Annotated in this window: 25 protein-coding genes; 6 read left to right on the forward strand and 19 right to left on the reverse strand. The window is 72.5% G+C overall.

The features are described 5' to 3' along the window. The first annotated feature begins 80 nt into the window (after positions 1-80). Positions 81-515: a Fur family transcriptional regulator gene (locus ACQ9ZG_RS09480; RefSeq protein ID WP_018487080.1), complete on the forward strand. Its 435-nt coding sequence runs from the start codon at positions 81-83 to the stop codon at positions 513-515. 61 nt (positions 516-576) lie between these two features. Here ACQ9ZG_RS09480 and ACQ9ZG_RS09485 read toward each other — a convergent pair whose 3' ends face one another. The 4 genes from ACQ9ZG_RS09485 to leuA all read right to left on the reverse strand — a co-directional run bounded on the left by ACQ9ZG_RS09485 (position 577) and on the right by leuA (position 4,981). Next, positions 577-1,395 (reverse strand): isoprenyl transferase, encoded by an 819-nt coding sequence (locus ACQ9ZG_RS09485; protein ID WP_109916831.1) that lies wholly within the window; start codon positions 1,393-1,395, stop codon positions 577-579. A gap of 82 nt (positions 1,396-1,477) precedes the next feature. After that, positions 1,478-2,224, reverse strand: coding sequence for a DNA repair protein RecO (recO, locus tag ACQ9ZG_RS09490; protein ID WP_006124319.1), 747 nt, complete (start codon positions 2,222-2,224; stop codon positions 1,478-1,480). A gap of 90 nt (positions 2,225-2,314) precedes the next feature. Next, the gene (locus ACQ9ZG_RS09495; RefSeq protein ID WP_499280270.1) at positions 2,315-3,019 is read right to left on the reverse strand and encodes a tellurite resistance TerB family protein; all 705 of its coding nucleotides are present in this window, start codon (positions 3,017-3,019) and stop codon (positions 2,315-2,317) included. Between the two features lie 165 nt (positions 3,020-3,184). Next, a complete protein-coding gene (gene leuA, locus ACQ9ZG_RS09500; protein ID WP_109916281.1) occupies positions 3,185-4,981 on the reverse strand; it encodes a 2-isopropylmalate synthase in 1,797 nt (598 codons plus the stop codon). Positions 4,982-5,273: 292 nt separating this feature from the next. Between leuA and ACQ9ZG_RS09505 the strand changes: the two genes are divergently transcribed. Next, positions 5,274-6,353, forward strand: coding sequence for a M4 family metallopeptidase (locus ACQ9ZG_RS09505; protein WP_018487084.1), 1,080 nt, complete (start codon positions 5,274-5,276; stop codon positions 6,351-6,353). Positions 6,354-6,471: 118 nt separating this feature from the next. After that, positions 6,472-6,738 (forward strand): protealysin inhibitor emfourin, encoded by a 267-nt coding sequence (locus ACQ9ZG_RS09510; protein WP_109916280.1) that lies wholly within the window; start codon positions 6,472-6,474, stop codon positions 6,736-6,738. 23 nt (positions 6,739-6,761) lie between these two features. Here the strand turns inward: ACQ9ZG_RS09510 and era are convergent, their stop codons facing one another. The 8 genes from era to ACQ9ZG_RS09550 form a co-directional block, all read right to left on the reverse strand. Then, positions 6,762-7,736: a GTPase Era gene (gene era, locus ACQ9ZG_RS09515; protein ID WP_018487086.1), complete on the reverse strand. Its 975-nt coding sequence runs from the start codon at positions 7,734-7,736 to the stop codon at positions 6,762-6,764. 86 nt (positions 7,737-7,822) lie between these two features. Next, positions 7,823-8,185 carry a cytidine deaminase-like protein gene (locus ACQ9ZG_RS09520; protein ID WP_028415263.1) on the reverse strand — a complete coding sequence of 121 codons (363 nt, stop codon included), beginning with the start codon at positions 8,183-8,185 and terminating at the stop codon, positions 7,823-7,825. A 34-nt stretch (positions 8,186-8,219) separates the two neighbouring features. Next, on the reverse strand, positions 8,220-9,038 hold the full coding sequence (locus tag ACQ9ZG_RS09525; RefSeq protein WP_499280273.1) for an aminoglycoside adenylyltransferase family protein: 819 nt from the start codon (positions 9,036-9,038) through the stop codon (positions 8,220-8,222). Positions 9,039-9,074: 36 nt separating this feature from the next. Further along, positions 9,075-9,431, reverse strand: coding sequence for an MmcQ/YjbR family DNA-binding protein (locus ACQ9ZG_RS09530; RefSeq protein ID WP_099220627.1), 357 nt, complete (start codon positions 9,429-9,431; stop codon positions 9,075-9,077). Further along, a complete protein-coding gene (locus ACQ9ZG_RS09535) occupies positions 9,428-10,723 on the reverse strand; it encodes a hemolysin family protein (RefSeq protein ID WP_028415260.1) in 1,296 nt (431 codons plus the stop codon). The genes ACQ9ZG_RS09530 and ACQ9ZG_RS09535 overlap by 4 nt, the downstream gene beginning before the upstream one ends. Further along, on the reverse strand, positions 10,720-11,217 hold the full coding sequence (gene ybeY / locus ACQ9ZG_RS09540) for an rRNA maturation RNase YbeY (protein ID WP_028415259.1): 498 nt from the start codon (positions 11,215-11,217) through the stop codon (positions 10,720-10,722). The genes ACQ9ZG_RS09535 and ybeY overlap by 4 nt, the downstream gene beginning before the upstream one ends. 12 nt (positions 11,218-11,229) lie before the next feature. Continuing rightward, complete coding sequence (locus tag ACQ9ZG_RS09545; RefSeq protein ID WP_032754063.1) at positions 11,230-12,294, reverse strand: PhoH family protein; 1,065 nt, start codon at positions 12,292-12,294, stop codon at positions 11,230-11,232. Positions 12,295-12,469: 175 nt separating this feature from the next. Then, complete coding sequence (locus ACQ9ZG_RS09550) at positions 12,470-13,753, reverse strand: carbohydrate kinase family protein (RefSeq protein ID WP_499280276.1); 1,284 nt, start codon at positions 13,751-13,753, stop codon at positions 12,470-12,472. A 430-nt stretch (positions 13,754-14,183) separates the two neighbouring features. On the opposite strand from ACQ9ZG_RS09550, the gene ACQ9ZG_RS09555 reads away from it, so the two are divergent. After that, positions 14,184-15,536, forward strand: a complete 1,353-nt coding sequence (locus tag ACQ9ZG_RS09555; protein WP_028415256.1) for an MFS transporter — start codon at positions 14,184-14,186, stop codon at positions 15,534-15,536. On the opposite strand, the gene ACQ9ZG_RS09560 is transcribed toward ACQ9ZG_RS09555, so the two are convergent. The 7 genes from ACQ9ZG_RS09560 to hrcA all read right to left on the reverse strand — a co-directional run bounded on the left by ACQ9ZG_RS09560 (position 15,500) and on the right by hrcA (position 22,264). Beyond that, positions 15,500-16,492, reverse strand: coding sequence for an adenosine deaminase (locus ACQ9ZG_RS09560; protein ID WP_109917427.1), 993 nt, complete (start codon positions 16,490-16,492; stop codon positions 15,500-15,502). The genes ACQ9ZG_RS09555 and ACQ9ZG_RS09560 overlap by 37 nt on opposite strands. Positions 16,493-16,536: 44 nt before the next feature. Next, complete coding sequence (locus ACQ9ZG_RS09565; protein ID WP_109917426.1) at positions 16,537-17,475, reverse strand: ribonuclease Z; 939 nt, start codon at positions 17,473-17,475, stop codon at positions 16,537-16,539. Positions 17,476-17,513: 38 nt separating this feature from the next. Continuing rightward, positions 17,514-17,873, reverse strand: a complete 360-nt coding sequence (locus tag ACQ9ZG_RS09570) for a histidine triad nucleotide-binding protein (RefSeq protein ID WP_028415253.1) — start codon at positions 17,871-17,873, stop codon at positions 17,514-17,516. A gap of 285 nt (positions 17,874-18,158) precedes the next feature. Then, a complete protein-coding gene (locus ACQ9ZG_RS09575; RefSeq protein WP_499280279.1) occupies positions 18,159-18,905 on the reverse strand; it encodes a 16S rRNA (uracil(1498)-N(3))-methyltransferase in 747 nt (248 codons plus the stop codon). Beyond that, positions 18,902-19,978, reverse strand: coding sequence for a nitronate monooxygenase (locus ACQ9ZG_RS09580; protein WP_109916411.1), 1,077 nt, complete (start codon positions 19,976-19,978; stop codon positions 18,902-18,904). Before ACQ9ZG_RS09580 ends, ACQ9ZG_RS09575 begins: the two co-directional genes overlap by 4 nt. Before the next feature lie 132 nt (positions 19,979-20,110). Then, positions 20,111-21,247, reverse strand: a complete 1,137-nt coding sequence (gene dnaJ, locus ACQ9ZG_RS09585) for a molecular chaperone DnaJ (protein WP_018487100.1) — start codon at positions 21,245-21,247, stop codon at positions 20,111-20,113. Further along, positions 21,248-22,264: a heat-inducible transcriptional repressor HrcA gene (hrcA, locus tag ACQ9ZG_RS09590; protein WP_018487101.1), complete on the reverse strand. Its 1,017-nt coding sequence runs from the start codon at positions 22,262-22,264 to the stop codon at positions 21,248-21,250. Between the two features lie 178 nt (positions 22,265-22,442). On the opposite strand from hrcA, the gene ACQ9ZG_RS09595 reads away from it, so the two are divergent. Together ACQ9ZG_RS09595 and ACQ9ZG_RS09600 are read left to right on the forward strand one after the other, a co-directional pair. Then, positions 22,443-23,174 carry an MBL fold metallo-hydrolase gene (locus ACQ9ZG_RS09595; protein WP_415743887.1) on the forward strand — a complete coding sequence of 244 codons (732 nt, stop codon included), beginning with the start codon at positions 22,443-22,445 and terminating at the stop codon, positions 23,172-23,174. Positions 23,175-23,456: 282 nt separating this feature from the next. Further along, positions 23,457-24,275 carry a DUF3097 domain-containing protein gene (locus ACQ9ZG_RS09600; protein WP_018487103.1) on the forward strand — a complete coding sequence of 273 codons (819 nt, stop codon included), beginning with the start codon at positions 23,457-23,459 and terminating at the stop codon, positions 24,273-24,275. The last annotated feature ends 153 nt before the right edge of the window (positions 24,276-24,428 follow it).

Genomic DNA, 24,428 nt, shown 5'->3' on the forward strand with positions numbered 1-24,428 from the left:
GACGTGCGCGTCCGAGTGCGGCACCCGGGCGGGCTGGCACAATGGCCCGACACATGTACGGGCGACACGAGGAGGCACCTGTGGCCACGGCGCCGATCAGTGGCACGAACGCAGCGCCGGTACGCGGCCGGTCCACCCGGCAGCGGGCGGCGGTGGCGGCGGCCCTCGACGAGGTCGACGAGTTCCGCAGCGCCCAGGAGCTGCACGACGTCCTCAAGCACCGCGGCGACTCCGTGGGCCTCACGACGGTCTACCGGACCCTGCAGTCCCTCGCCGACGCGGGCGAGGTCGACGTCCTGCGCACCACCGAGGGCGAGGCCGTCTACCGGCGGTGCTCGACCGACAGCCACCACCACCATCTGGTCTGCCGGCTCTGCGGCAAGGCCGTGGAGGTGGAGGGCCCGGCCGTCGAGCAGTGGGCCGAGACGATCGCCGCCCAGCACGGCTACGTCAACGTCGCGCACACGGTCGAGATCTTCGGCACCTGCGCGGAGTGCGCCGAGAAGAAGGCGTAACGGACCTGCGGAAAGGGGCGGGCCCGGTGCTTCGCGCACCGGGCCCGCCCCTTTCCCGTACTCAGTTCGCGGCTTCCGCCGCCTCCTGCGCACCGCCGAAGCGGCGGTCGCGCTGCGCGTACTCCAGGCAGGCCCGCCACAGGTCCCGGCGGTCGAAATCCGGCCACAGAACGTCCTGGAAGACCATCTCCGCGTACGCGCTCTGCCAGATCAGGTAGTTCGAGGTGCGCTGCTCGCCGCTGGGGCGCACGAAGAGGTCCACGTCCGGCATGTCCGGGTAGTAGATGTACTTCTGGAACGTCTTCTCGTTGACCTTCGACGGGTCCAGCCGCCCGGCCGCCACGTCCTGGGCGATGCGCTGCGCCGCGTCCGCGATCTCGGCGCGGCCGCCGTAGTTGACGCAGAAGTACAGCGTCATCCTGTCGTTGTCCTTGGTCTGCTCCTGGGCGACCTGGAGCTCCTGGACCACGGACTTCCACAGCTTGGGCATGCGGCCCACCCAGCGGATGCGGATGCCGAGCTCGTCCATCTCGTCGCGGCGGCGGCGGATCACGTCCCGGTTGAAGTTCATCAGGAACTTCACCTCGTCCGGCGAGCGCTTCCAGTTCTCCGTGGAGAAGGCGTAGAGCGAGAGGTTCTTGACGCCCATCTCGATGCACCCCTTGAGGACGTCCATGACGACGCCCTCACCGACCTTGTGGCCCTCGGTGCGGGGCAGCCCCCGCTCCTTGGCCCAGCGTCCGTTGCCGTCCATCACGACGGCGACGTGCTGGGGCACCAGCTCGCCGGGGATCTTCGGCGGCACCGCGCCCGAGGGGTGCGGCTCGGGGGTCTTGTACGTGCGCCGGTTACGGCCGCCGAGGATCCCGCGTACTGCCATGAGCTTCTCAGTCTCCCTGTGTCACTTCTTCACGTAACGCGTCGCGCTCCGAGGGCGCGCCCGGGCCCGCCCGGGGCCCGCGTCACTTCTCCACGTACCGCAGCGAGCGCAGTCCGCGCTCCAGGTGCCAGTGCAGATAGGCGGACACCAGCCCGCTCCCCTCCCTGACGTGACGGGCCTCGCAGGCGTCCGCCGTCGCCCAGTCGCCGCTGAGCAGTGCGCTCAGCAGTTCGAGGGCCTGTGCCGAGGGTACGACGCTGCCGGGGACCCGGCAGTCACCGCATATGACGCCCCCCGCCGCGACGGAGAAGAACCGGTTGGGCCCCGGCATCCCGCACTTCGCGCAGTCCTCGAAGCTCGGCGCGTACCCGTTGACCGCCAGCGAGCGCAGCAGGAACGCGTCCAGGATCAGATGGGGCGCGTGCTCGCCCCGGGCGAGGGTGCGCAGGCCGCCGACGAGGAGCAGGTACTGCTGGACGGCCGGTTCGCCCTCGTGGTCGGTGAACCGCTCGGCGGTCTCCAGCATCGCGGTGCCGGCGGTGTAGCGGGCGTAGTCGGCGACGATCCCGCCGCCGTACGGGGCGATGGTCTCGCTCTGGGTGCAGAGCGGCAGCCCGCGGCCGACCAGCTCGCTGCCGCGCGCGAAGAACTGCACGTCGACGTGGGAGAACGGCTCCAGCCGGGCGCCGAACTTGGACTTGGTGCGGCGCACCCCCCGGGCGACCGCGCGGACCCGGCCGTGGCCGCGGGTGAGGATCGTGATGATCCGGTCGGCCTCGCCCAGTTTCTGCGTACGCAGCACGATGCCGTCGTCCCGGAACAAGCTCATGGGCCCATTGTCGCCCACCGGGGGCGGGCCGCGGGGGCCGGTGGGCGCTTCGCGGGGCCGCCGGTCGGCTTCTCCCGGCCCTCCCGGCCCCTACGAGGGCGTACGGGCCGCCGCGGCCAGCAGACGGGCGGTGTCGGCCGCCGGGAGCCGCAGGGCGCCGCCCACCGCCGTCAGGACCTCCCGCTCGGCCGGGCTGTAGGGCCCGTCGGCCAGCGCGATCCGGGCGCCCTGGAGCAGCACCGACTCACGTCCGGCGGTGGCCAGGTGCGGGGCGAGCGGGGCCAGCACCTCGTGCAGCTCGATGGCGAGGGCCGGGCCGCACGCCTCGGCCGTCGGGTCGGCCGCGGTGCCGGGCCCGGCGTCGGCGGCGAGGACCTCCACCACGGTGTACAGCTGCTCCTGGGTGCAGTCGTCGAGCCCGGCGTCGCGGACGACCCCGACGGCGGTCTCCAGGACCGTACGGGAGGTGGTCCCGCCGGCCGCGAGGACGGCCAGGGTGACGGTGTGGACGGCCTCCCGGAGCATCGAGGAGAACCGGGTGGTGGTGGGGTGGTCCAGGGCGTCGGGGGCGAAGCGGGCGCAGCAGGCGGCGCACTCCACGACGGGCCCGGTCTCGCCCCGGCGGGCCAGCGGGATGCCGAGGACGGTGAGCCGGCGGCGGCCGGTGAGACGGCGGTAGTTGCGGTCGCCGCCGCAGCCGGGGCAGAAGAAGGCCCCGTCGCCGACGGCGTCCCAGACCGTGCGGATGCCGCAGAGGACCGGCCTCAGAGCGCGTTGTCCTTTGGCTGACCGCACGTCGCACACCTCCGTAACGCTCCGGCAACATTGCCGTGTGTTGGACGTGATGTTAGCCACATGCGTGATGTGACGTCAGTACTCGGGAGGTCACAACCCTCGGATATGGCCGAACCCCGACCGCCCGGAGCGGGCGATCGGGGTCCGTACGACCACTGCCGGGTGTCAGCGGGAGGCGCGGTTGACGGCGGAGACGACCGCCTTGAGCGAGGCGCGGGTGGTGTTGGCGTCGATGCCGATGCCCCACAGCACCTTGCCGTCGATCGCGCACTCGATGTACGAGGCGGCCTGGGCGGAGGCGCCCTCGCTCATCGTGTGCTCGGTGTAGTCCAGCAGCCGGGCGTCGATGCCGATGGCCTGCAGCGCTTCGAAGAACGCCGAGATCGGGCCGTTGCCCGTGCCGGTCAGGACGGTGTCGGTGCCGTCGACGGTGGCCTCGACGGTCAGGGTGTCCCGGCCGTCGGTGTCGGTGGTGGTCTGGCCGGAGCGCAGCTGGATGCGGCCCCAGGCGTTCCCGGCGTTGGGCAGGTACTCGTCCTGGAAGACGGACCAGATCTGGGTCGGGGTGACCTCGCCGCCCTCGGCGTCGGTCTTGGCCTGAATGATCCGGGAGAACTCGATCTGCATCCGGCGCGGCAGGTCCAGCTTGTGGTCGTTCTTCAGGACGTAGGCGATACCGCCCTTGCCGGACTGCGAGTTGACGCGGATGACGGCCTCGTAGGAGCGGCCGACGTCCTTGGGGTCGATCGGCAGGTACGGCACGGCCCACTCGATGTCGTCCATGCTCCTGCCCTGGGCGGCCGCGTCGGCCTCCATGGCGTCGAAGCCCTTCTTGATGGCGTCCTGGTGGGAGCCGGAGAAGGCGGTGTAGACCAGATCGCCCGCGTACGGGTGGCGGGGGTGGATCTCCATCTGGTTGCAGTACTCGCTGGTGCGGCGGATCTCGTCGATCTGCGAGAAGTCGATCTGCGGGTCGACGCCCTGCGAGAACAGGTTCATGCCCAGGGTGACCAGGTCGACGTTGCCGGTGCGCTCGCCCTGGCCGAACAGGCAGCCCTCGATGCGGTCGGCCCCGGCCATGATCGCCAGCTCGGCCGCTGCCACCGCCGTACCCCGGTCGTTGTGCGGGTGGACGGAGAGGCAGACGTGCTCGCGGCGGGTCAGGTTGCGGGACATCCACTCGAAGCGGTCCGCGTGGGTGGAGGGCGTGGAGCGCTCCACGGTGGCGGGCAGGTTGAGGATGATCTCGCGGCCCTCCTCGGGCTGCCAGACGTCACAGACCGCCTCGCAGACCTCCAGGGCGAAGTCCAGCTCGGTGTCGGTGAAGATCTCCGGGCTGTACTGGTAGCCGAAGACCGTCTCGGGGCCCAGGATCTTCTCCGCGTACTCCATCACCAGCCGGGTGCCGTCCACCGCGATCTGCTTGACCTGCTCCTTCGAGCCGCGGAAGACGACGCGGCGGAAGGTGGGGGCGGTGGCGTTGTACAGGTGGACGGTGGCCCGGCGGGCGCCGACCAGCGACTCGACGGTCCGCTCGATCAGCTCCTCGCGGGCCTGGGTCAGGACGGAGATCGTCACGTCCTCGGGGATCGCGCCCTCCTCGATGATGGAGCGCACGAAGGCGAAGTCGGTCTCGCCGGAGGACGGGAAGCCGACCTCGATCTCCTTGTAGCCCATGCGTACGAGCAGATCGAACATCTCGCGCTTGCGGGCCGGGCTCATCGGGTCGATCAGCGCCTGGTTGCCGTCGCGCAGATCGGTCGACAGCCAGCGGGGCGCGACGGTGATCCGGTTGTCCGGCCAGGTGCGGTCGGCGATGTCCACGGCGTCGTAGCCGCGGTACTTGTGGACCGGCATCCCGGACGGCTTCTGGAGCTGCGTCGCGTTGGTGACGGGCGTGGGGCGGCCGACGGCGTCGCTCGCGGGGTTCACAGCACCGGCGGGGTTCACGGGCGTGGTCATGACGTAGGGCTCCTCGGGGTCCGACATGGGGTCGGCCGACGGTGTCGCTGCAGCACCAGACTCCGCGGGGAGGGAGTCGGCCTACGACTACAGGCCCTCGCCGCGGCAGCTAAGGAGAAGCAGCCCGAAACGCATGATGCGACGAGCCTAGCCGAGGGTGGCCCGGGGTGTCGGTCCGTATCAGTATGCGGGACCGGGCATCGATGAGGGGGAAACGGTGACTCATCACTCCATTTCGTCAATCATCGTCGCAACCAGTGACAGGACGGTGACGGAGTGCCACAGTCGAATCATGCAGCCTCGAACCAGTGCCGACGGGCTGAACCCCGTCTTCTGCACCATCGTGCCGCCCCACGTCCTCGACAAGCTCTCCCACTCCGGCGACCCCCGGCTGGCCGGACCCGCCCGCCGCACCCTGGAGGCCGACGGCCTCCGCCGAGACCGCCGTCGGCTGACGGCCCTGGCCGCCGCGCCCGCCACCCCCACGGCGGGCGCGGTCCCCTCCCGGCCCCACCGCACCCTGTACGACTGCGAGAACGGCACCTCCCTGCCGGGCACCGAGGTCCGCGGCGAGGGCGACAAGCCCACCTCGGACGCCAGCGTCAACCGCGCGTACGCCGGACTCGGCGCCACCTTCGACCTGCTGCTCTCCGCCTACGGGCGCAGCTCGATCGACGGCAAGGGCCTGCCGCTCATCGGCTCCGTCCACTACGGCCACGAGTACAACAACGCGTTCTTCGACGGCGAGCAGATGGTCTTCGGGGACGGCGACGGGGAGATCTTCCTCGACTTCACGTACGCCATCGACGTCATCGCCCACGAACTGGCCCACGGCCTCACCCAGTACACCGCCAACCTGCGCTACGAGGGCCAGTCGGGCGCGCTCAACGAGTCGGTCTCCGACGTCTTCGGCTCGCTCGTCAAGCAGTACTCGCTGGGCCAGAGCGCCGAGCAGGCCGACTGGCTCATCGGCGCCGGTCTGCTGGCGCCCCGGGTCAGCGGGGACGCCCTGCGCTCGATGAAGGCCCCGGGCACGGCCTACGACGACGACGTGCTGGGCAAGGACCCGCAGCCCGCCTCGATGGAGGAGTACGTCGAGACGGAGGAGGACAACGGCGGGGTCCACATCAACTCCGGCATCCCCAACCGGGCGTTCTACCTGCTGGCCAACGCGCTGGGCGGGAACGCCTGGGAGCGGGCCGGGCAGATCTGGTTCGACGTGCTGACCGGCGGCGAGCTGACGGCCAACGCCGACTTCGCGCGGTTCGCCCGGCTGACGGTCGCGGCGGCGGGGAGCCGGTTCGGGGAGCGCGGCGAGAAGGAGGCGGTCCTGAAGGCCTGGTCCGAGGTGGGCGTGCCGACGGCGGAGTGACACCGCCGTACCGACGACGGAGCGAGACCGCGGAGCCGGACCCGTGAGGCGGGCGTGACCGCCCCGGCCCCGTACGGCGGGGTTGAGGGCCCGCCCCGCCCCCGCTAGACAGGACCCCATGCGTATTCAGGTCACCCGCACCGGCGGCTTCGCCGGCATCTCCCGCAGCCAGGCGATCGACACCGAGGACCGCGGGGACGCGGCGGAGTGGGAGTCGCTCGCCGCGGAGGTCCTCGCCACCACCCCGGACGAGCCGCCGTCCGGGGTGCCGGACGGCTTCCGGTACGCGATCACGGCCGGGGACCACACCGTGTACTGCGCTGACCCCGATCTGACCGGGGCGCAGCGCACGCTGGTCTCACGCGTCCTCAAGGAGGGCGCGTGAGACCGGCCGCTCCGTGAGGCGGCTCAGAAACCGAGCTTCCGCAGCTGCTTCGGGTCGCGCTGCCAGTCCTTCGCGACCTTCACATGCAGGTCCAGGAAGACGGGCGTGCCGAGCAGCGCCTCGATGTGCTTGCGCGACTTCGTTCCGACGTCCTTCAGCCGCTGGCCCTTCGGGCCGATGATGATGCCCTTCTGGCTGGGGCGCTCGATGTAGACGTTGGCGTGGATGTCCAGCAGCGGCTTGTCCGCCGGACGGTTCTCGCGCGGCAGCATCTCCTCGACCACGACGGCGATGGAGTGCGGCAGCTCGTCGCGTACGCCTTCCAGCGCGGCCTCGCGGATCAGCTCCGCGACCATGACCATCTCCGGCTCGTCGGTGAGGTCGCCCTCCGGGTAGAGCGGCGGGCTCTCGGGGAGCAGCGGGGCGATGAGGTCGGCGAGCAGGCCCACCTGCTTGTCCCCGACCGCCGATACGGGCACGATCTCGGCCCACTCGAAGCCCAGCTCCTCCGCCAGCGCGGAGACGGCGAGGAGCTGCTCGGCCAGCGCCTTGGACTCGACCAGGTCGGTCTTGGTGATGATGGCGATCTTGGGGGTCTTCCTGATCCCCGCCAGCTCCTTGACGATGTACTTGTCGCCCGGGCCGAGCTTCTGGTCGGCGGGCAGGCAGAAGCCGATGACGTCGACCTCGGCCCACGTCGTGCGGACCACGTCGTTCAGCCGCTCGCCGAGCAGCGTGCGCGGCTTGTGGAGGCCGGGGGTGTCGACCAGGATCAGCTGGGCGTCGTCGCGGTGCACGATGCCGCGCACGGTGTGCCGGGTGGTCTGGGGCCGGTTGGAGGTGATCGCCACCTTCTGGCCGACCAGAGCGTTCGTCAGGGTGGACTTGCCCGCGTTGGGACGGCCCACGAAGCAGGCGAAACCGGCCCGGTGGGGGGCGTCGTTCTCCGCCCGCTGGGCAGCGGCTTCTTGGTTCGGTCGAGCGCTCATGGCGACCATTCTCCCCGATCGCGGCGGCGCTCCCGCACAGCGGTCCGCACGGACGCGCCGGAAGGCCGCCGCGGACAGGGGCTCGGGGCGGCCGGTCAGCCCGCCGTGACCCGCAGCCGGAGGGTGCCGTCCGGAGCCGCGAGCAGCACCGGCGTCTCCGGTCCGCCCAGGTCCCGTACGGCGGCGCGGTCCTCGTCGGCGGGGCTCTCGGCGGCGGAGACGACGGCGGCGGCCTCCAGCGAGGTGGCGCCGCTGGCGACGGCCATGGCGACGGCGGTCCGCAGGGCGCTCAGCTTCAGCGACTCCAGCGCCACGGTGCCCGCCACATACGTGCGCCCGGTCTCGTCGCGTACGGCGGCGCCCTCGGCCACTCCGTTGCGGGCACGGGCGCTGCGCGCCAGGGTGACGATCTTGCGGTCCTCGGCGTCGAGGTCGGTGGTGCCGGTGGTGTCGGTCATGGCACGAGCATACGAAGCGGCGGGGCGCGGCCGATCATGCGCCCCGGCGCGGGCCGCGCGGCTCCCCGGGAGCGGGTGCGGGCCCGCCGTCGGCCCCGGCGCGCAGCCGGTCGATCCGGGCGAGCACCTCGCGCGCGTGCGGGCGGACCCGGGCGGTCAGGGCGGGGCTCCAGCGCTCGTCCGCGTAGAGGGTGGTGCGGTACAGCTCGCGGGCGTGCTCCAGGACGGGACGGTGCTCGGCGGGGAGCCTGGCGAGGGCCCAGTCCGCGGCGGCGTCCTTCGGCAGGATCTCCCTGGTGGCGAGGGTGGCCCAGACCCGGGCCAGGGTGAGCAGGACGTTACGGGTGTCGTCGGCGAGGCCGTCGAGGAGTTCCGGGAGGCCGGCGAGGCTCGCCCGGACCAGGTCGGCGTGGGGCACGGGGTCGATGAGCCGGGCGGGCGGCTGCCCGGTGAGGGGACGGCCGCCGGTCCGGGCGACGGTGAGGAGCACCGCCAGGTCCGGCAGGGGCGCGGGGAGCGGCGGCCCGCCCGCGGTGAACTCCGCGCGCAGCCACTCGCCGTAGAGGAAGTCCGCGGTCGGCGGGTAGCGCCAGGGGCGGACGGCGGAGTGGACGACGACGGTCAGCTCGACCGGCCGGACCCCGGCGGTGAGCCCCGAGATCTCCAGCAGGCCCGCCAGCAGCGCCCGCCGCCGGTCCGGGTCCAGGCTGCGCCGGGTGATCGCCAGGATGTCGAGGTCGCTGGCCGGCCGCAGACCGCCGAGGACGGCGGAGCCGTGGAGGCAGGCGCCGAGGAGGTCGGGCCCCAGCACCTCCCGGAGCAGGCCGGTGGCGCGGTCGAGCTGTTCCGTCATACCGCCGCTCCGGGGGCCGTTCGTCGACGACAGGCCCTACGGCCGGTCCAGCTTGAGCCGCTCCGCCCTCGGGAGACCGGCGACCACCAGGTCGTAGGAGTCCTCGATCAGCTCGCGCAGCAGCTTCTGCGGGACGCCGGAGACGGTCACCGTGTTCCAGTGGCGCTTGTTCATGTGCCAGCCGGGGACGACGGCCGCCGGGTGCTCCTCGCGGAGGCGGAGCGCGTCGTCCGGGTCGCACTTGAGGTTGACGGTCAGCGGCTGGGCGTCCAGGGAGGTGAGGGCGAACATCTTGCCGAGCACCTTGAAGACCGAGGTCTCCGGCCCGAACGGGAACTCCTCCACGCTCGCGTTGAACTCCAGGCAGAAGGCCCGCAGCCGCTCCGGCGTCATACGCTCTCCGTCTCCGTTTCCTTCTCCTCCGGCTCCACCAGCACCGTGACGATCTTGTTCCGGCGGCCGGCCGTGGACTCGGCGGTGAGGCGGAGGCGCCGGCCGTCGGGCAGGTCGACGACGGACGAGGCCCCCGCGATCGGGACCCGGCCGAGCGCCTTGGCGAGCAGGCCGCCGACGGTCTCCACGTCCTCGTCGTCGTACTCGTCGAGCCCGAAGAGGTCGCCGAGGTCCCCGATGTCGAGGCGCGCGGTCACCCGGTAGCAGCCGTTCTCCAGCTCCTGGACGGGCGGCAGCTCGCGGTCGTACTCGTCGGTGATCTCCCCGACGATCTCCTCCAGGATGTCCTCGATCGTGACGATGCCGGCCGTGCCGCCGTACTCGTCGATGACGACGGCGACATGGCTGCGGTCGCGCTGCATCTCGCGCAGCAGATCCCCGGCGTTCTTGGTGTCGGGGACGAAGGCGGCGGGGCGCATCGCGGTGGAGACCGGGTCGGCCTCGGAGTCGCGGTTGACGTGGGTCTTGCGGACCAGGTCCTTGAGATAGACGATGCCGACGATGTCGTCCTCGTTCTCGCCGGTGACCGGTATCCGGGAGAAGCCGGAGCGCAGCGCGAGGGTGAGGGCCTGCCGGACCGTCTTGAACCGCTCGATGGAGACCAGGTCCGTGCGCGGCACCATCACCTCGCGCACCAGCGTGTCCCCCAGCTCGAAGACCGAGTGCACCATGCGGCGCTCGTCGTCCTCGATCAGCGACTCCGCCTCCGCGAGGTCGACCATGGCCCGCAGCTCGGCCTCACTGGCGAACGGGCCCTTGCGGAACCCCTTGCCGGGGGTGAGCGCGTTGCCGATGAGGATCAGCAGCTGCGGGATCGGGCCCATGATCCGGGCCAGCGGCAGCAGGACGTACGCCGAGGCCGTCGCCGTGTTCAGCGGGTGCTGGCGGCCGATGGTGCGCGGGGAGACCCCGATGGCGACATAGCTGACGAGGACCATGACGCCCATCGCGAAGGCCAGCGCCTCCCAGGTCTCCGGGAACTTCTGGAGGCAGACGTACGTGACGAGCACCCCGGCCGACATCTCGCAGGCGACCCGCACCAGCAGGGCGACGTTGAGATAGCGGGTCGGGTCGGCGGCGATCTGCGCGAGCTTCGCACTGCCGCGCCGCCCGGACCGGACGGCTTCGTCCGCCCGGAAACTCGACGTACGGGCGATGCCCGCCTCGGCGCAGGCGGCCAGCCAGCCGACGACGACCAGCAGGACGGCTCCGGTGATCAGGGGCGCGATCACGAGACGGTGGGGGCGGGGGACGGGCCGGTGAGCCCCTGCTCACCGCGCCAGCCGTCCACGATGGCGGCCTGGAGGCCGAACATCTCGGCCTTCTCGTCGGGCTCCTCGTGGTCGTACCCGAGCAGGTGCAGCACCCCGTGGACGGTCAGGAGCTGGAGCTCCTCGTCCATGGAGTGCTGCGTCGGCGCCTCTTCGCCCTGCCGCTTCGCGACCTCCGGGCAGAGCACGATGTCGCCGAGGAGCCCCTGCGGGGGCTCGTCGTCGTCCTTGCGCGGCGGACGCAGCTCGTCCATCGGGAAGGACATGACATCGGTCGGACCCGGGAGGTCCATCCACTGGATGTGCAGCTGCTCCATGGCGTCGGTGTCCACCACGATCACCGAGAGCTCGGACAGCGGGTGGATCCGCATCCGGGCCAGGGCGTAGCGGGCGATGTCGAGGATCGCCTGCTCGTCGACCTCGGTTCCGGACTCGTTGTTGACGTCGATCGACATGGTGCGCTGCGACTACTTCCCTTTACGGCGGTCGCGTCGGCCGGCTTCCCGGCCGTCCGCCTGACCGTCCTGCTGACCGTTTCGGCTGTCGTACTTCTCGTACGCGTCGACGATACGGCCGACGAGCTTGTGCCGGACGACATCCTGGGAGGTGAGGCGGGAGAAGTGCACGTCCTCCACGCCGTCCAGGATCTCCTGGACCTGGCGCAGCCCGCTCTTGGTGCCGCTCGGCAGGTCGACCTGGGTGATGTCACCGGTGATGACGATCTTGGAGTCGAAGCCGAGGCGGGTGAGGAACATCTTCATCTGCTCGGCGCTGGTGTTCTGCGCCTCGTCGAGGATGATGAAGGCGTCGTTCAGGGTCCGGCCGCGCATGTATGCGAGCGGCGCCACCTCGATCGTGCCCGCCGCCATCAGGCGCGGGATCGAGTCGGGGTCGAGCATGTCGTGCAGGGCGTCGTAGAGCGGGCGGAGATACGGGTCGATCTTGTCGAACAGGGTGCCCGGCAGGAAGCCGAGCCGCTCCCCCGCCTCGACCGCGGGGCGGGTCAGGATGATCCGGCTGACCTGCTTGGACTGGAGCGCCTGGACCGCCTTGGCCATGGCCAGGTAGGTCTTGCCGGTGCCCGCGGGGCCGATGCCGAAGACGATCGTGTGCTGGTCGATCGCGTCGACGTACCGCTTCTGGTTGAGCGTCTTGGGGCGGATGGTGCGGCCGCGGTTGGAGAGGATGTTCTGGGTGAGCACCTCGGCGGGTGTCTCGCCCTGGGGGTCCCCCTCGCCGGTGCCGGCCGCCCTGAGCATGGCGATCGACCGTTCCACTGCGTCCTCCGTCATCGGCGCTCCGGTGCGGAGCACGAGCATCATCTCGTCGAACAGGCGCTGGATGAGGGCGACGTCGGCCGCCTCGCCCGTGGCGCTGATCTCGTTGCCCCGGACATGGATGTCGGCCGCCGGGAAGGCCTCTTCGATCACGCGCAACAGCGAGTCACCCGATCCGAGGAGCATCACCATGGGGTGTGCGGCCGGGATGCGGATCTGGGCACGCGCCTGCGGCTGTGTGGATGACTGAGTCATGGGCCGGCCCTCGGGCCTGCGCATACCTCCCGTTGCAGGGTTCTCGCTGTTCGACAACCTCTGGATCACCAAGCCTACGACTTGGCGGTGACAACACGGAGTCCTTTTACCGGCCGTGTGTGCGGGGGGCCTGTGGAGGCGCCGGTGCTCACCGGCGCCGGCCTCCGGTGCCCCCTCACTGGCGGAAGCCGATCGTGGGGACCGCCCGCCGCAGCGGCCAGGCGCGGGCCGTGGTGGGCAGCAGTTCCTCCAGGAACGCGTACCGCTCCAGGGCGGCCGGGTCCTGGTCGTCGAGGGTGCGGATGCGCTGCCACCAGGCGGCGATCTCGGCCCAGCCCGGGGCGGAGAGGGAACCGCCGAACTCCTGGACCGAGAGGGCGGCCGTCAGCCCGGCGAAGGCGAGCCGGTCCGCGAGCGGCCAGTCGGCCAGGGTGCCGGTGACGAACCCGGCCACGAAGACGTCCCCCGCCCCCGTCGGGTCCAGCGCCTCCACCTCGATGGCGGGCACCTGGGCGGCGGCCCCGGTCCGCCCGTCGACGGCGTACGCGCCCTCGGCGCCCAGGGTGACCACGGCGAGCGGGACCCGTTCCGCGAGGGCGTGGGCGGCGGCGCGCGGACAGTCCGTACGGGTGTAGCGCATCGCCTCCTCGGCGTTGGGCAGGAACGCCTCGCAGTGCGCCAGGTCGGGCAGCGCGTCCAGGTCCCAGCGGCCGGTCTCGTCCCAGCCGACGTCCGCGAAGATCAGCGCGCCGTGCCGGGCGGCGGAGGCCACCCAGGGCTCGCCGCGCCCCGGGACGAGCGAGGCGATGGCGGCCCGGGCGCGCGGCGGGCACCGGGGGAAGGCGGGGTGCGGGGCGGGGGCACTCCCAGGGGCGGTTCCGGCGGGGGTTGTTCCGGCGGGGACGCTTCCTGTGCCGGCTGTTCCGGCGGGGGTCGTTCCGGCTGGGGCACTCCCAGGGGCGCTTCCGATGCGGGCAGTTCCGGTGGGGGCTGTTCCGGTGGGGGCCTCGCGGTCCGGGGGCCCCGGGACCGTGCCCGGGAAGGTCGCCGGCGCCGGGGCCTCGTGGCCGTGGGAGACCATCGTGCGTTCGCCCTCGTACGCCATCGAGACGGTCACCGGGGAGTGCCAGCCGGGGACGGTGTGGGACATCGACAGGTCGATGCCCTCGCCCTGTTCGAGCGCGTCCCAGCAGTACTCCCCGTAGTGGTCGTCCCCGAAGGCCGCCGCGAGGGAGGTGCGCAGGCCGAGCCGGGCGAGCGCGGTGGCCATGTTGGCGACGCCGCCGGGGCTGGAGCCCATCCCCCGGGCCCAGGACTCGGTGCCGCGCACCGGGGCGCTGTCGAGGCCGGTGAAGATGATGTCGAGGAAGACCGTGCCCGTCAGGAAGACGTCACAGGCGGGGTCCTGCGGCGCGCGCAGCGCCAGCAGGGGGTCGATTCCTGGAGTGTCAGTGCTCACCGTGCGCTCCCCGGCCGTGCGGCAGATCTGGACAGTGTGAGATCCGGCCAGTCTGCCCGATTCGGGCACCGGGGTGGAGCCTCCCCGCCGATGCGGGGCTGCCCGACGGGCGGTGCTGACCTGCATAAACATGCGCCTATACCCGGCTTCCGAGTGCATAAACGCATAAGTGGCCCAGATCACAGCGAGGCGGCTTTCGGTGGGCTGGGAGCGCTTGATACAAATTGCCCCGCGAGCACCTTCGGGGACGTTGCCCGACGAGAGCCGCACTTCTCGCATCTCCCCGCATTCCATCGCATCTCCCCTGCCTTCCCTCCGCTCCGCCCTTCCCGCGCGTCGGCATCGCCCGGCTCCGCCCTGCCCTGCCCCCGCGCGTCGCTCCACCCCCTCCCCTCCCCCCGCCCGCTCAGGCATGTCTCCAGGAACGCCCATGTCCTCGCGCCCGCGCACCGCGTGGCCCGTCGTCGCCGTCTTCACGGCCGGCTACCTCGCCTCCTACCTCCTCCCCACCATCGTCGGCCGGCTCAGCGCCCATCTCGGTCTGAGTGCCGCTCAGGCGGGGCTGGTCGGCAGTGTCCTGCTGCTGAGTTCGGCGAGCGCCGGGTTCACCCTGGCGGGGCGGGTCGAGCGGTACGGGTCCCGCACCCCGGCCCGGATCGGGCTGGTCCTGGCCGCCCTGGGGTACGGCTCCGCCGCACTGGCCGGGTCCGTGCCGCTGGTGGTGCTCTCCGTGGTGGTCGGCGGCTTCGGCTCCGGGGCGGCGACGGCGGTCGCGGCGGCCGGGATCGCCGCCCAGCGCGACCCCCACCGGACGTCCTCGCTCGGGCTGCTCACCGTCTCCGCCACGGCGGGCGCCCTCTATCTGACGATCCCCCATCTCGGCGGCGGCCACCGGCTCCCCTTCGCCGCGATCGCGCTGGTGGCGCTGCTCGTCTGGCCCGCGACCGCCCGGCTGAACGGCCCCACGGTCCCCGGGGAGTCCGCCTCCCCGCTCACCGGCCGGCTGCCGCACCGCCGCTCCGGTCTCGTCCTGGCGGGCGGGATGCTCGTCTGGTCCATGGCGCAGAACGCGCTGTGGGGCGTCAGCAGCCGCATCGGCATCACCCAGGCGGGGCTGACCGAGGTGACCGTCGGCGCGGTCTTCGCCGCCGCCCTGGGCGCGGGGCTGCTGGGCGTGATGGGCGCGGGGGTGCTCGGTGCGCGGGTGGGCCGGGCGGTGCCGATCGGACTCGGGACCGTGATCATCTCCGGGAGCATCGTGCTCAGCTCCTCGGCCCGGGACCTCACCTCGTTCGCGACCGGCGAGATCCTGTGGAACACCGTCTACCCGGTGGTGCTCTCCTATCTGATCGGCCTGGCCGCCTCGCTGGACGTACGGGGCCGCTGGGCGGTCCTGGCGGGCTCGGCCTCCTCCGTGGGCGTCGCCTGCGGCCCGCTGCTGGGCAGCGTGCTCTCCGAGGAGGCCGGCTACCCGGCGATGGGGCTGATCCTCGGCGCGGCCACCCTCCTGGTCGCCGCGCCCGTCACCGCCGTGGCGCTGCACACCGGTGGCCGCCCGCTGGTGCCCGGCTCGGTCCGCCGCCGCGGTGGCGCCCCGGCCGCTCTGCTGGCCGCCACCACCGGCAGCCTCTCCGGCGCGGTGCCGAAGCTCGGCTCACCGGAGCAGCCCGTCACCGAACTCCGCGTACGGCGCAGGCGGCTGGTGCGCAGCGCGATCCGGACGGCCGGTCCGGACGGCGGGCCCGGTCAGTCGAACGCGTACGCCTCGACCTCGGACAGATAGCGCGCCCGGCGCTCCTCGTCGTGGTCGAGGAAGGCCGCCTCGAAGGAGTTGCGGGCCAGGGTGCGCAGCTGCTCCGGGTCCAGGGCGAGCGCGTCCCGCACGGCGTCGAAGTTGTCGCCCGCGTACCCGCCGAAGTAGGCGGGGTCGTCGGAGTTGACCGTGCAGAGGAGGCCCGCCGCCATCATCTCCGGCAGCGGGTGGTCCGTGAGCGTGTCGACCGTGCGCAGGCGGACGTTGGAGAGCGGGCAGAGCGTCAGCGGCACCCGGTCCGCGACCAGCCGGGCCACCAGTTCCGGGTCCTCCATGCAGCGCAGCCCGTGGTCGATCCGCTCGACGCCGAGGATGTCCAGCGCCTCCCGGATGTACTCCGGCGGCCCCTCCTCCCCCGCGTGGGCCACCTTGCGCAGGCCGAGGGCGGTGGCCGCCTCGTACACCTCGCGGAACTTGGCGGGCGGGTGGCCGACCTCGGCGGAGTCCAGGCCGATCGCGCTGATCCGGTGCAGGTAGGGGCGGGCGGCGTCCAGGGTGCCGAGGGCGGCTTCGGCGGAGAGGTCGCGGAGGAAGCACAGGATGAGCTGGGTGGAGATGCCGTGGGTCTCCTCGCTGCGCTCCAGCGCCCGGCTCAGCCCCTCGACGACCGTGCCGATGGGGACGCCCCGGGCGGTGTGGGCCTGCGGGTCGAAGAAGATCTCGGCGTGCCGGACGCCCTGGGCGGCGGCGCGGGTGAGGTAGGCGTCGGCCAGTTCGGTGAAATCCTCCTCCGTCCGCAGCACGGCCATCAGCGCGTAGTAGAGGTCCAGGAAGGACTGGAGGTCGTCGAACTGGTAGGCCCTGCGCAGTTCGTCGGTGGTGGCGTACGGCAGGGTCACCCCGTTGCGCTCCGCGAGGGCGAAGGCGAGTTCGGGTTCGAGGGTGCCTTCGATGTGGAGGTGGAGTTCTGCCTTGGGGAGGTGCACGGTGTCTCGCAAACGGTGGTGCGGTTTTTTCGGACTGCGGTGGTTCAGTGGTGCCGGGGCGGGAGCGGGACGCTGAGGTGCCGGGGCGGGAGCGGGACTCTGATCAGGTCGTGGGCGACGGTGAGTTCGCCGTCGAACCCGGCGGCGCGGGCCTGGGCCGCGAAGAGTTCCGGGTCGCTGTAGCGCTGCGAGAAGTGGGTCAGCACCAGATGGCGTACGCCGGACTCCTGCGCCACCCGGGCGGCCTGGCCCGCGGTGAGGTGGCCGTGGTCGGTGGCGAGCTTCTCGTCCTCGTCGAGGAAGGTCGATTCGATGGTGAGCATGTCGCAGCCCTCGGCGAGCGCGTACACCCCGTCGCAGAGCCGGGTGTCCATGACGAACGCGAACCGCTGTCCGCGCCGGTGCTCGGAGACCTGCTCCAGGGTGACGCCGCCGAGGGCGCCCTCGCGCTGGAGGCGGCCGACGTCCGGCCCGGCGATGCCGTGCTCCTTGAGGAGGGCGGGCAGCATGCGGCGGCTATCGGGCTCGGTGAGGCGGTAGCCGTACGACTCGACGGGGTGCGAGAGGCGGTGGCTGTCCAGGGTGTACGTGGGGGTGGTGGCGAGGACCCCTCCGGTGCCGGAGACCGGGGCCTCGGCCAGCTCGACGGTCTCGCGGTAGGCGGTGGCGTACCGCAGCCGGTCGAAGAAGTGCTGCCCGCTCGCCGGGTAGTGGGCGGTGACGGGGTGCGGCACCTGGTCCAGGTTGATGCGCTGGATCACCCCGGCGAGCCCGAGGGAGTGGTCGCCGTGGAAGTGGGTGACGCAGATCCGGTCGATGTCGTGCGCGGCGACCCCGGCCCGCAGCATCTGGCGCTGGGTGCCCTCGCCGGGGTCGAAGAGGACGCCCTGGCCGTCCCAGCGCAGCAGATAGCCGTTGTGGTTGCGGTGCCGGGTGGGGACCTGGCTGGCGGTGCCGAGCACCACCAGCTCGCGTACGGACATGGGGAGACGCTCCTGCGCTACTGCTTGTACGGGAAGGGTTATCCGGGGGGCCACTGGAGGCCGCGGCCGCCCAGGACGTGGGCGTGCGCGTGGAAGACGGTCTGGCCGGCGCCGGAGCCGGTGTTGAAGATGACCCGGTAGCCGGTGGAGTCGATCTTCTCGTCGGCGGCGACGGCCCCGGCCTCGGTCAGCACGTCGGCGGCGACCCGCGGTTCGGCGGCGGCCAGCGAGGCGGCGTCCGGGTAGTGGACCTTGGGGATGACCAGGACGTGGGTCGGGGCCTGCGGGTTGATGTCGCGGAAGGCGACGGTGGTCTCGCTCTCCCGGACGATGGTCGCCGGGATCTCTCCCGAGACGATCTTGCAGAACAGGCAGTCGGTCTGCGGCTCTCCCGCCATGGCTCCGGGTCTCCTCGCTCGCTGATGATCAGTACGGCTCATGCTAAGCCTTCGTGCCGGGCGGCCGGGCGGCGTTCGGGACGGACCGCGGCCTCCGTCCCGCACCGGTGCCCCGGCCGCTCCGGGCCGCGTTCGCCCCCGGCGCCCCGGCCTGCGTGCGGTCCCGGTGCCGCGTCCGGCACTGGTGTGAATCCCACCCTGGCGCTGCGTCCGGCCTTGGTGCTGAGTCCGGCCCTGGTGCCGCGTCCGGCCCCTGCGCCCGCTACGGCCCGGCCCCGGACCTGTTCAGGCCCAGCGCCCCGTGCGGCCCAGCAGCAGCGCGGTCGCGGCCGTGCCCGCCGTGGACGTACGGAGCACGCTGCGGCCCAGCCGGTACGGGCGGGCGCCCGCCTCGGCGAAGGCGGTCAGCTCCTGGGGGGAGACGCCGCCCTCGGGGCCGACGACGAGCACGATGCTGCCGGTGGCGGGGAGTCCGGCGGTGGCGAGGGGGGTGCTGTCGTGGTCGCGGTCCTCGTGCAGGACCGCGGCGAAGTCGGCACCGGTCAGCAGCGCGGCGACCTGCTTGGTCGTCATGGCCCCGGCCACCTCGGGGAAGCGGACCCGGCGGGACTGCTTGCCCGCCTCCCGGGCCGTACTGCGCCACTTCGCCAGGGACTTGGCGCCCCGGTCGCCCTTCCACTGGGTGATGCAGCGGGCGGCCTGCCACGGCACGATCGCGTCGACGCCCGTCTCGGTCATGGTCTCCACGGCCAGCTCGCCCCGGTCGCCCTTGGGAAGCGCCTGGACGACGGTGATCCGGGGCGCGGGCTCCGGCTCCTCGTGGACGGTCCCGATGCCGGTGACGGTCAGCCGGTCCTTGCCCTCGGCGGCCCGGACCACGCCCTGCGCCCAGTGGCCGAGCCCGTCGGTGAGGACGACGTCCTCGCCGGGCTCCAGCCGCCGGACCGACACGGCGTGCCGCCCCTCAGGGCCGTCGAGCACGAACTCCGGGCCGGTGGGCATCCGTTCGACGACGAAGACCGGTGCCGTCACTGCGGGCTCCCCGGGCTCAGGGCCGTGCGGGCGGTCTCCAGCTCGGTGGCGAGCAGCTCGACCAGCTCGGCCACCGGCAGCTCGCGGGCCATCCGGTGGCCCTGCCCGGCCCACAGGGCCATGCCCTGGGCGTCCCCGGCCTTGGCGGCGGCCTGGCGGAGCCCGGTGGTCAGGTAGTGGACCTGGGGGTAGGCGGCGGGGGCGTACGGGCCGTGCTCGCGGATGAACCGGTTGACCAGGCCGCGCGCGGGCCGCCCGGAGAAGGCGCGGGTCAGCTCGGTGCGGACGAAGAGCGGGTTGGTCAGGGCCTGCTTGTGGAGCAGGTGGGCGCCGGACTCGGGACAGACGAGGAAGGCGGTGCCGAGCTGGGCGGCGTCGGCCCCGGCCGCCAGGACGGCGGCGATCTGGCCGCCGCGCATCAGACCGCCCGCCGCCACGATCGGCAGCTGGACGGTCTCGCGGACCTGGGTGACGAGGGTGAGCAGCCCGGTGCCGGTGTGGTCGGCCTGCGGGTCGTCGCGGTGGGTGGACTGGTGGCCGCCCGCCTCGACGCCCTGGACGCAGACGGCGTCGGCACCGGCCCACTGGGCGGCCTGGGCCTCCTCGGCGGAGGTGACGGTCACGACGGTGTACGTCCCCGCCCTGGCGAAGGCGTCCAGCGTGTCGCGGGTGGGGCAGCCGAAGGTGAAGGAGACCACCGGGACGGGGTCCTCCAGCAGGATGGCGACCTTCGCCTCGTACCCGTCGTCACCGGCGCAGCTGTCGGGGTCGCCGAGCGGGGTCTCGTACCAGGCGGCCTCACCGGCCAGTTGGTGGCGGTAGACCTCGACGGCGCTGGGGTCGGCGAGGGCGGGCTGCGGCATGAAGAGGTTGACGCCGAACGGGCCGCCGGTGAGCCTGCGCAGCTGTTTGATCTCGTTGTACATCCCGTCGGCCGTCTTGTACCCGGCGGCCAGGAACCCGAGCGCACCGGCCTCGGCGACGGCGGCGGCGAGCTGAGGTCCGGAGGCGCCGCCCGCCATGGGGGCCTGCACGATCGGATACCGGCAGAGATCGGTCAACGCGGAGGACATGAACGCATCGTGCCACGTCCGTCGCACAGGGCCGAATCAGCCAGCGTCCGGTGTGACCGGTTCCCCCGCCGAACGCGGCGCCGCCCGCCGGTCGGGGACCGGCGGGCGGCGCGGTGAAAGGCGGAAAACGTCTCAGCGGCCGTTGAAAGCGTCCTTCAGCCGCGAGAACAGGCCTTGCTGACCTGGCTGGAACTGGCCCAGGGGCCGCTCCTCGCCACGGAGCTTCGCCAGCTCCCGCAGCAGCCGCTCCTGCTCCGCGTCGAGCTTGTTCGGGGTGATCACCTCGACGTGGACGATCAGATCGCCCCGGCCGCCGCCGCGCAGATGCGTGATGCCGCGCCCGTGCAGGGGCACCGACTGGCCGGACTGGGTGCCGGGCCGGATGTCGATCTCCTCCAGGCCGTCCAGCGTCTCCAGCGGACACTTGGTGCCGAGCGCTGCGGCGGTCATCGGGATGGTGACCGTGCAGTGCAGATCGTCGCCGCGCCGCTGGAAGACCGGGTGCGCGACCTCGTGGATCTCCACGTACAGATCGCCGGGCGGGCCGCCGCCGGGGCCGACCTCGCCCTCACCGGCGAGCTGGATGCGGGTGCCGTTGTCGACGCCCGCGGGGATCTTGACGGTGAGCGTGCGGCGCGAGCGGATGCGGCCGTCACCGGCGCACTCCGGGCACGGCGTCGGCACGACCGTGCCGAAGCCCTGGCACTGCGGGCAGGGGCGCGAGGTCATGACCTGGCCCAGGAAGGACCGGGTGACCTGCGAGACCTCACCGCGGCCGCGGCACATGTCACAGGTCTGGGCGGAGGTGCCGGGGGCCGCGCCCTCGCCGCTGCAGGTGTTGCAGACGACCGCCGTGTCGACCTGGATGTCCTTGGTGGTGCCGAAGGCCGCCTCGTTGAGGTCGATCTCCAGGCGGATCATGGCGTCCTGACCACGCCGGGTGCGCGAACGGGGCCCGCGCTGGGCGGCGTTGCCGAAGAACGCGTCCATGATGTCGGAGAAGTTGCCGAAGCCGCCGGCTCCGAAACCGCCCGCGCCGCCACCGCCGTTGGCGGAGAGCGGGTCGCCGCCGAGGTCGTAGACCTGCTTCTTCTGCGGGTCCGAGAGCACCTCGTAAGCGGCGTTGATCTCCTTGAACCGCTCCTGGGTCTTCGGGTCCGGGTTGACATCCGGGTGCAGCTCGCGGGCGAGCCGACGGAATGCCTTCTTGATCTCGTCCTGCGATGCGTCGCGGCGTACGCCGAGTACGGCGTAATAGTCCGTGGCCACTTACGACTCCGCCAGGATCTGTCCGACGTAACGTGCCACTGCGCGTACCGCTCCCATCGTTCCGGGGTAGTCCATGCGGGTCGGTCCGACCACGCCGAGTTTGGCGACTGCCTCGTCGCCCGAACCGTAGCCGACCGCGACGACGGACGTGGAGGTGAGCCCCTCGTGGGCGTTCTCGTGCCCGATCCGCACGGTCATGGCTGGGTCCGTGGCCTCACCGAGCAGCTTCAGCAGGACGACCTGCTCCTCCAGTGCTTCCAGCACCGGCCGGATCATCACAGGGAAGTCGTGCCCGAAGCGGGTGAGGTTGGAGGTGCCGCCGATGATCAGCCGCTCCTCCGTCTCCTCGACCAGGGTTTCGAGGAGGGTGGAGAGAACCGTGGAAACCGTTCCCCGGTCCTCGCTGTCGAAGGATTCCGGCAGCTCCCGCACCAGCCGGGGGACATCGGCGAAGCGGCGTCCGACGACCCGGCTGTTGAGCCGGGCCCGCAGATCCGCGAGCGATGCCTCGCCGAAGGGCGCGGGGCAGTCGATCATACGCTGTTCGACCCGGCCGGTGTCCGTGATCAGGACGAGCATCAGCCGGGCGGGGGCGAGCGAGAGCAGCTCGACGTGGCGCACCGTCGAGCGGGTGAGCGAGGGGTACTGCACGACCGCGACCTGCCGGGTCAGCTGCGCGAGCAGCCGCACGGTCCGGCCGACCACGTCGTCGAGGTCGACCGCGCCGTCGAGGAAGTTCTGGATGGCCCGGCGCTCGGCCGAGGAGAGCGGCTTGACGCCCGCGAGCTTGTCGACGAAGAGGCGGTACCCCTTGTCGGTGGGGATGCGCCCCGCGCTGGTGTGCGGCTGCGCGATGAAGCCCTCTTCCTCCAGCACCGCCATGTCGTTGCGGACGGTGGCCGGGGAGACGCCCAGCTGGTGCCGTTCGGTCAGCGCCTTGGAGCCGACGGGCTCCTCCGTGCCGACGTAGTCCTGGACGATGGCGCGCAGCACCTCGAGTCTGCGTTCGCTGAGCATGGCGCACACCTCCAGCTGTCGTTCCCCGGGGCTCTGTCCCGGCTCTCCGTCTGGCACTCGGTGCGTACGAGTGCCAGCTACCCACCGGTCAGTGTACGGGGGTGGGGTGGGGCCGGGGCAAGGGTGACCGGCCATGCCGCCGCCGAGCCGTCCGGGACGTTGCCGATAGCGTCGTCCCATGGACGTGTTGTGGGAAGACTTCGGCTGGGAGCGGTTGGGTCACGGTGCCGGGCGGCGGCGGCTGCCGGGCTGGGACGCCACGGTGGCGCTGGTGGCCGGGGCGGACGGGGTGCTCCTGTACGACACCGGCTCGACGCTGCGCGAGGGCGTCGAGCTGCGCGGGCAGGCCGAGGCGCTGCTCGGCCGGAGGGTGACGCATATCGCACTGAGCCACCCGCACTTCGACCATGTGCTGGGCACTGCGGCGTTCGCGGGGGCGCAGGTGTACGGGGCGGTGGGGATCACCGCGCTGCTGGAGCGCTCGGCGGACGAGCTGACCGGGTCCGCCGTGCGCCACGGGCTCGCGGAGGAGGAGGCGCACCGGGCGGTGGACACGCTGGTGGTCCCGCACCACGAGGTGACCGGCGAGTGGACGCTCGACCTGGGCGGCGGCCGTCAGGTGCTGCTGGCCAATGTGGGCCCGGGCCACAGCGGCCACGACCTCGCGGTGCTGGTCCCGGGCACGGGCGGGGAGCCTCCGGTGGTGCTCTGCGGGGACCTGGTGGAGGAGTCGGGCGACCCGCAGGCGGGCCGTGACGCGATCCCCTCCCGCTGGCCGGCCGCGCTCGACCGGCTGCTGGAACTGGGCGGCGAGGAGGCGCTGTACGTGCCGGGGCACGGGGCGGTGGTGGACGCGGCGTTCGTCCGGGGGCAGCGGGAGGCGCTGGCGGAGCGGTTCGGGGTGGGGTGAGGGGGCTCGGGCTGGGCGAGGGGGCGGCCGGCGGGGCGGGGCGCTTCGGGGGTACGTGGGGCGGCGGTCGGCGGCGCGGAGCGCTTCGGGTCTGCGTACGGCGGCGGGCGGCGGGGCGGGGCTCTCGGGGGGTGTGTGAGAGAGCGCGCGGGCGGGGCTCTCGGGGGTGCGTGAGAGAGCGCGCGGGCGGGTGGCTCAGGCGGCGCACGGTTGCGCGCTCCGGCTCGCGTGTCGTGGCGGGGTGCGAATCCCCGTACCGGCGGGGCGAATTATCGTCGTGCCATGCGCAGCTACCAGCCGGACCTGACCCCGCCGTGGAAGCGGTCCGCCCCCGTGCCCGAGGTCCCCGCCGAACCCGATCTGGTCGTGGAGGAGGTCGCCACCGGTTTCTGCGGGGCGGTGATCCGCTGCGAGAAGACGGCCCAGGGGCCGACGGTGACCCTGGAGGACCGGTTCGGCAAGCACCGGGTCTTCCCGATGGAGCCGCGCGGCTTCCTGCTGGAGGGCAAGGTGGTCACCCTGGTCCGCCCGGCCCCCGGCGGCCCGGTGCGCCCCACCCGTACGGCCTCCGGCTCGGTGGCGGTGCCCGGTGCGCGGGCCCGGGTGGCGCGGGCGGGGCGGATCTATGTGGAGGGCCGGCACGACGCGGAGCTGGTCGAGCGGGTGTGGGGCGACGACCTGCGCATCGAGGGCGTGGTCGTGGAGTACCTGGAGGGCATCGACGACCTCCCGGCGATCGTCGCGGAGTTCGGACCGGGCCCGGACGCGCGGCTCGGGGTGCTGGTCGACCACCTGGTGACCGGTTCCAAGGAGTCCCGGATCGCGGCGCAGGTCTCGGACCCGCACGTGCTGGTGGTGGGCCACCCGTACATCGACGTGTGGGAGGCGGTGAAGCCGTCGTCGGTGGGGATCGGGGCTTGGCCGGTGGTGCCGCGCGGCCAGGACTGGAAGACGGGGGTGTGCCGGGCGCTGGGATGGCCGGAGAACACCGGGGCGGCCTGGCAGCACATCCTGTCCACGGTGCGCAGCTACAAGGACCTGGAGCCGCAGCTGCTGGGGCGGGTGGAGGAGTTGATCGACTTCGTGACACTGCCGGAGTGATGCCACGGGGACACGCGGGACAAGGGGATACGGGGGCACAGGCCCTCGGTCGTCGGCGTCCGGCTTCCAGCGCCTGACCCAACGGCCTCCGGCCCCTGCCCGGCCCCTGCCCGGCTCCCGGCTCCCGGCTCCCGGCTCCCGGCTCCCGGCTCC

The sequence above is a fragment of the Streptomyces araujoniae genome (assembly GCF_050871195.1).
GTDB lineage: Bacteria > Actinomycetota > Actinomycetes > Streptomycetales > Streptomycetaceae > Streptomyces > Streptomyces bacillaris.

Bases quoted from the DNA above. Each gene is read 5' to 3' on its own strand.
- ACQ9ZG_RS09485 (WP_109916831.1), bottom strand. From the start codon at position 1,395: ATGGCAGTACGCGGGATCCTCGGCGGCCGTAACCGGCGCACGTACAAG.
- recO (WP_006124319.1), bottom strand. From the start codon at position 2,224: ATGAGCTTGTTCCGGGACGACGGCATCGTGCTGCGTACGCAGAAACTG.
- leuA (WP_109916281.1), bottom strand. From the start codon at position 4,981: ATGACCACGCCCGTGAACCCCGCCGGTGCTGTGAACCCCGCGAGCGAC.
- ACQ9ZG_RS09505 (WP_018487084.1), top strand. From the start codon at position 5,274: ATGCAGCCTCGAACCAGTGCCGACGGGCTGAACCCCGTCTTCTGCACC.
- ACQ9ZG_RS09510 (WP_109916280.1), top strand. From the start codon at position 6,472: ATGCGTATTCAGGTCACCCGCACCGGCGGCTTCGCCGGCATCTCCCGC.
- era (WP_018487086.1), bottom strand. From the start codon at position 7,736: ATGGTCGCCATGAGCGCTCGACCGAACCAAGAAGCCGCTGCCCAGCGG.
- ACQ9ZG_RS09520 (WP_028415263.1), bottom strand. From the start codon at position 8,185: ATGACCGACACCACCGGCACCACCGACCTCGACGCCGAGGACCGCAAG.
- ACQ9ZG_RS09525 (WP_499280273.1), bottom strand. From the start codon at position 9,038: ATGACGGAACAGCTCGACCGCGCCACCGGCCTGCTCCGGGAGGTGCTG.
- ACQ9ZG_RS09530 (WP_099220627.1), bottom strand. From the start codon at position 9,431: ATGACGCCGGAGCGGCTGCGGGCCTTCTGCCTGGAGTTCAACGCGAGC.
- ybeY (WP_028415259.1), bottom strand. From the start codon at position 11,217: ATGTCGATCGACGTCAACAACGAGTCCGGAACCGAGGTCGACGAGCAG.
- ACQ9ZG_RS09545 (WP_032754063.1), bottom strand. From the start codon at position 12,294: ATGACTCAGTCATCCACACAGCCGCAGGCGCGTGCCCAGATCCGCATC.
- ACQ9ZG_RS09555 (WP_028415256.1), top strand. From the start codon at position 14,184: ATGTCCTCGCGCCCGCGCACCGCGTGGCCCGTCGTCGCCGTCTTCACG.
- ACQ9ZG_RS09565 (WP_109917426.1), bottom strand. From the start codon at position 17,475: ATGTCCGTACGCGAGCTGGTGGTGCTCGGCACCGCCAGCCAGGTCCCC.
- ACQ9ZG_RS09570 (WP_028415253.1), bottom strand. From the start codon at position 17,873: ATGGCGGGAGAGCCGCAGACCGACTGCCTGTTCTGCAAGATCGTCTCG.
- ACQ9ZG_RS09580 (WP_109916411.1), bottom strand. From the start codon at position 19,978: ATGTCCTCCGCGTTGACCGATCTCTGCCGGTATCCGATCGTGCAGGCC.
- hrcA (WP_018487101.1), bottom strand. From the start codon at position 22,264: ATGCTCAGCGAACGCAGACTCGAGGTGCTGCGCGCCATCGTCCAGGAC.
- ACQ9ZG_RS09595 (WP_415743887.1), top strand. From the start codon at position 22,443: ATGGACGTGTTGTGGGAAGACTTCGGCTGGGAGCGGTTGGGTCACGGT.
- ACQ9ZG_RS09600 (WP_018487103.1), top strand. From the start codon at position 23,457: ATGCGCAGCTACCAGCCGGACCTGACCCCGCCGTGGAAGCGGTCCGCC.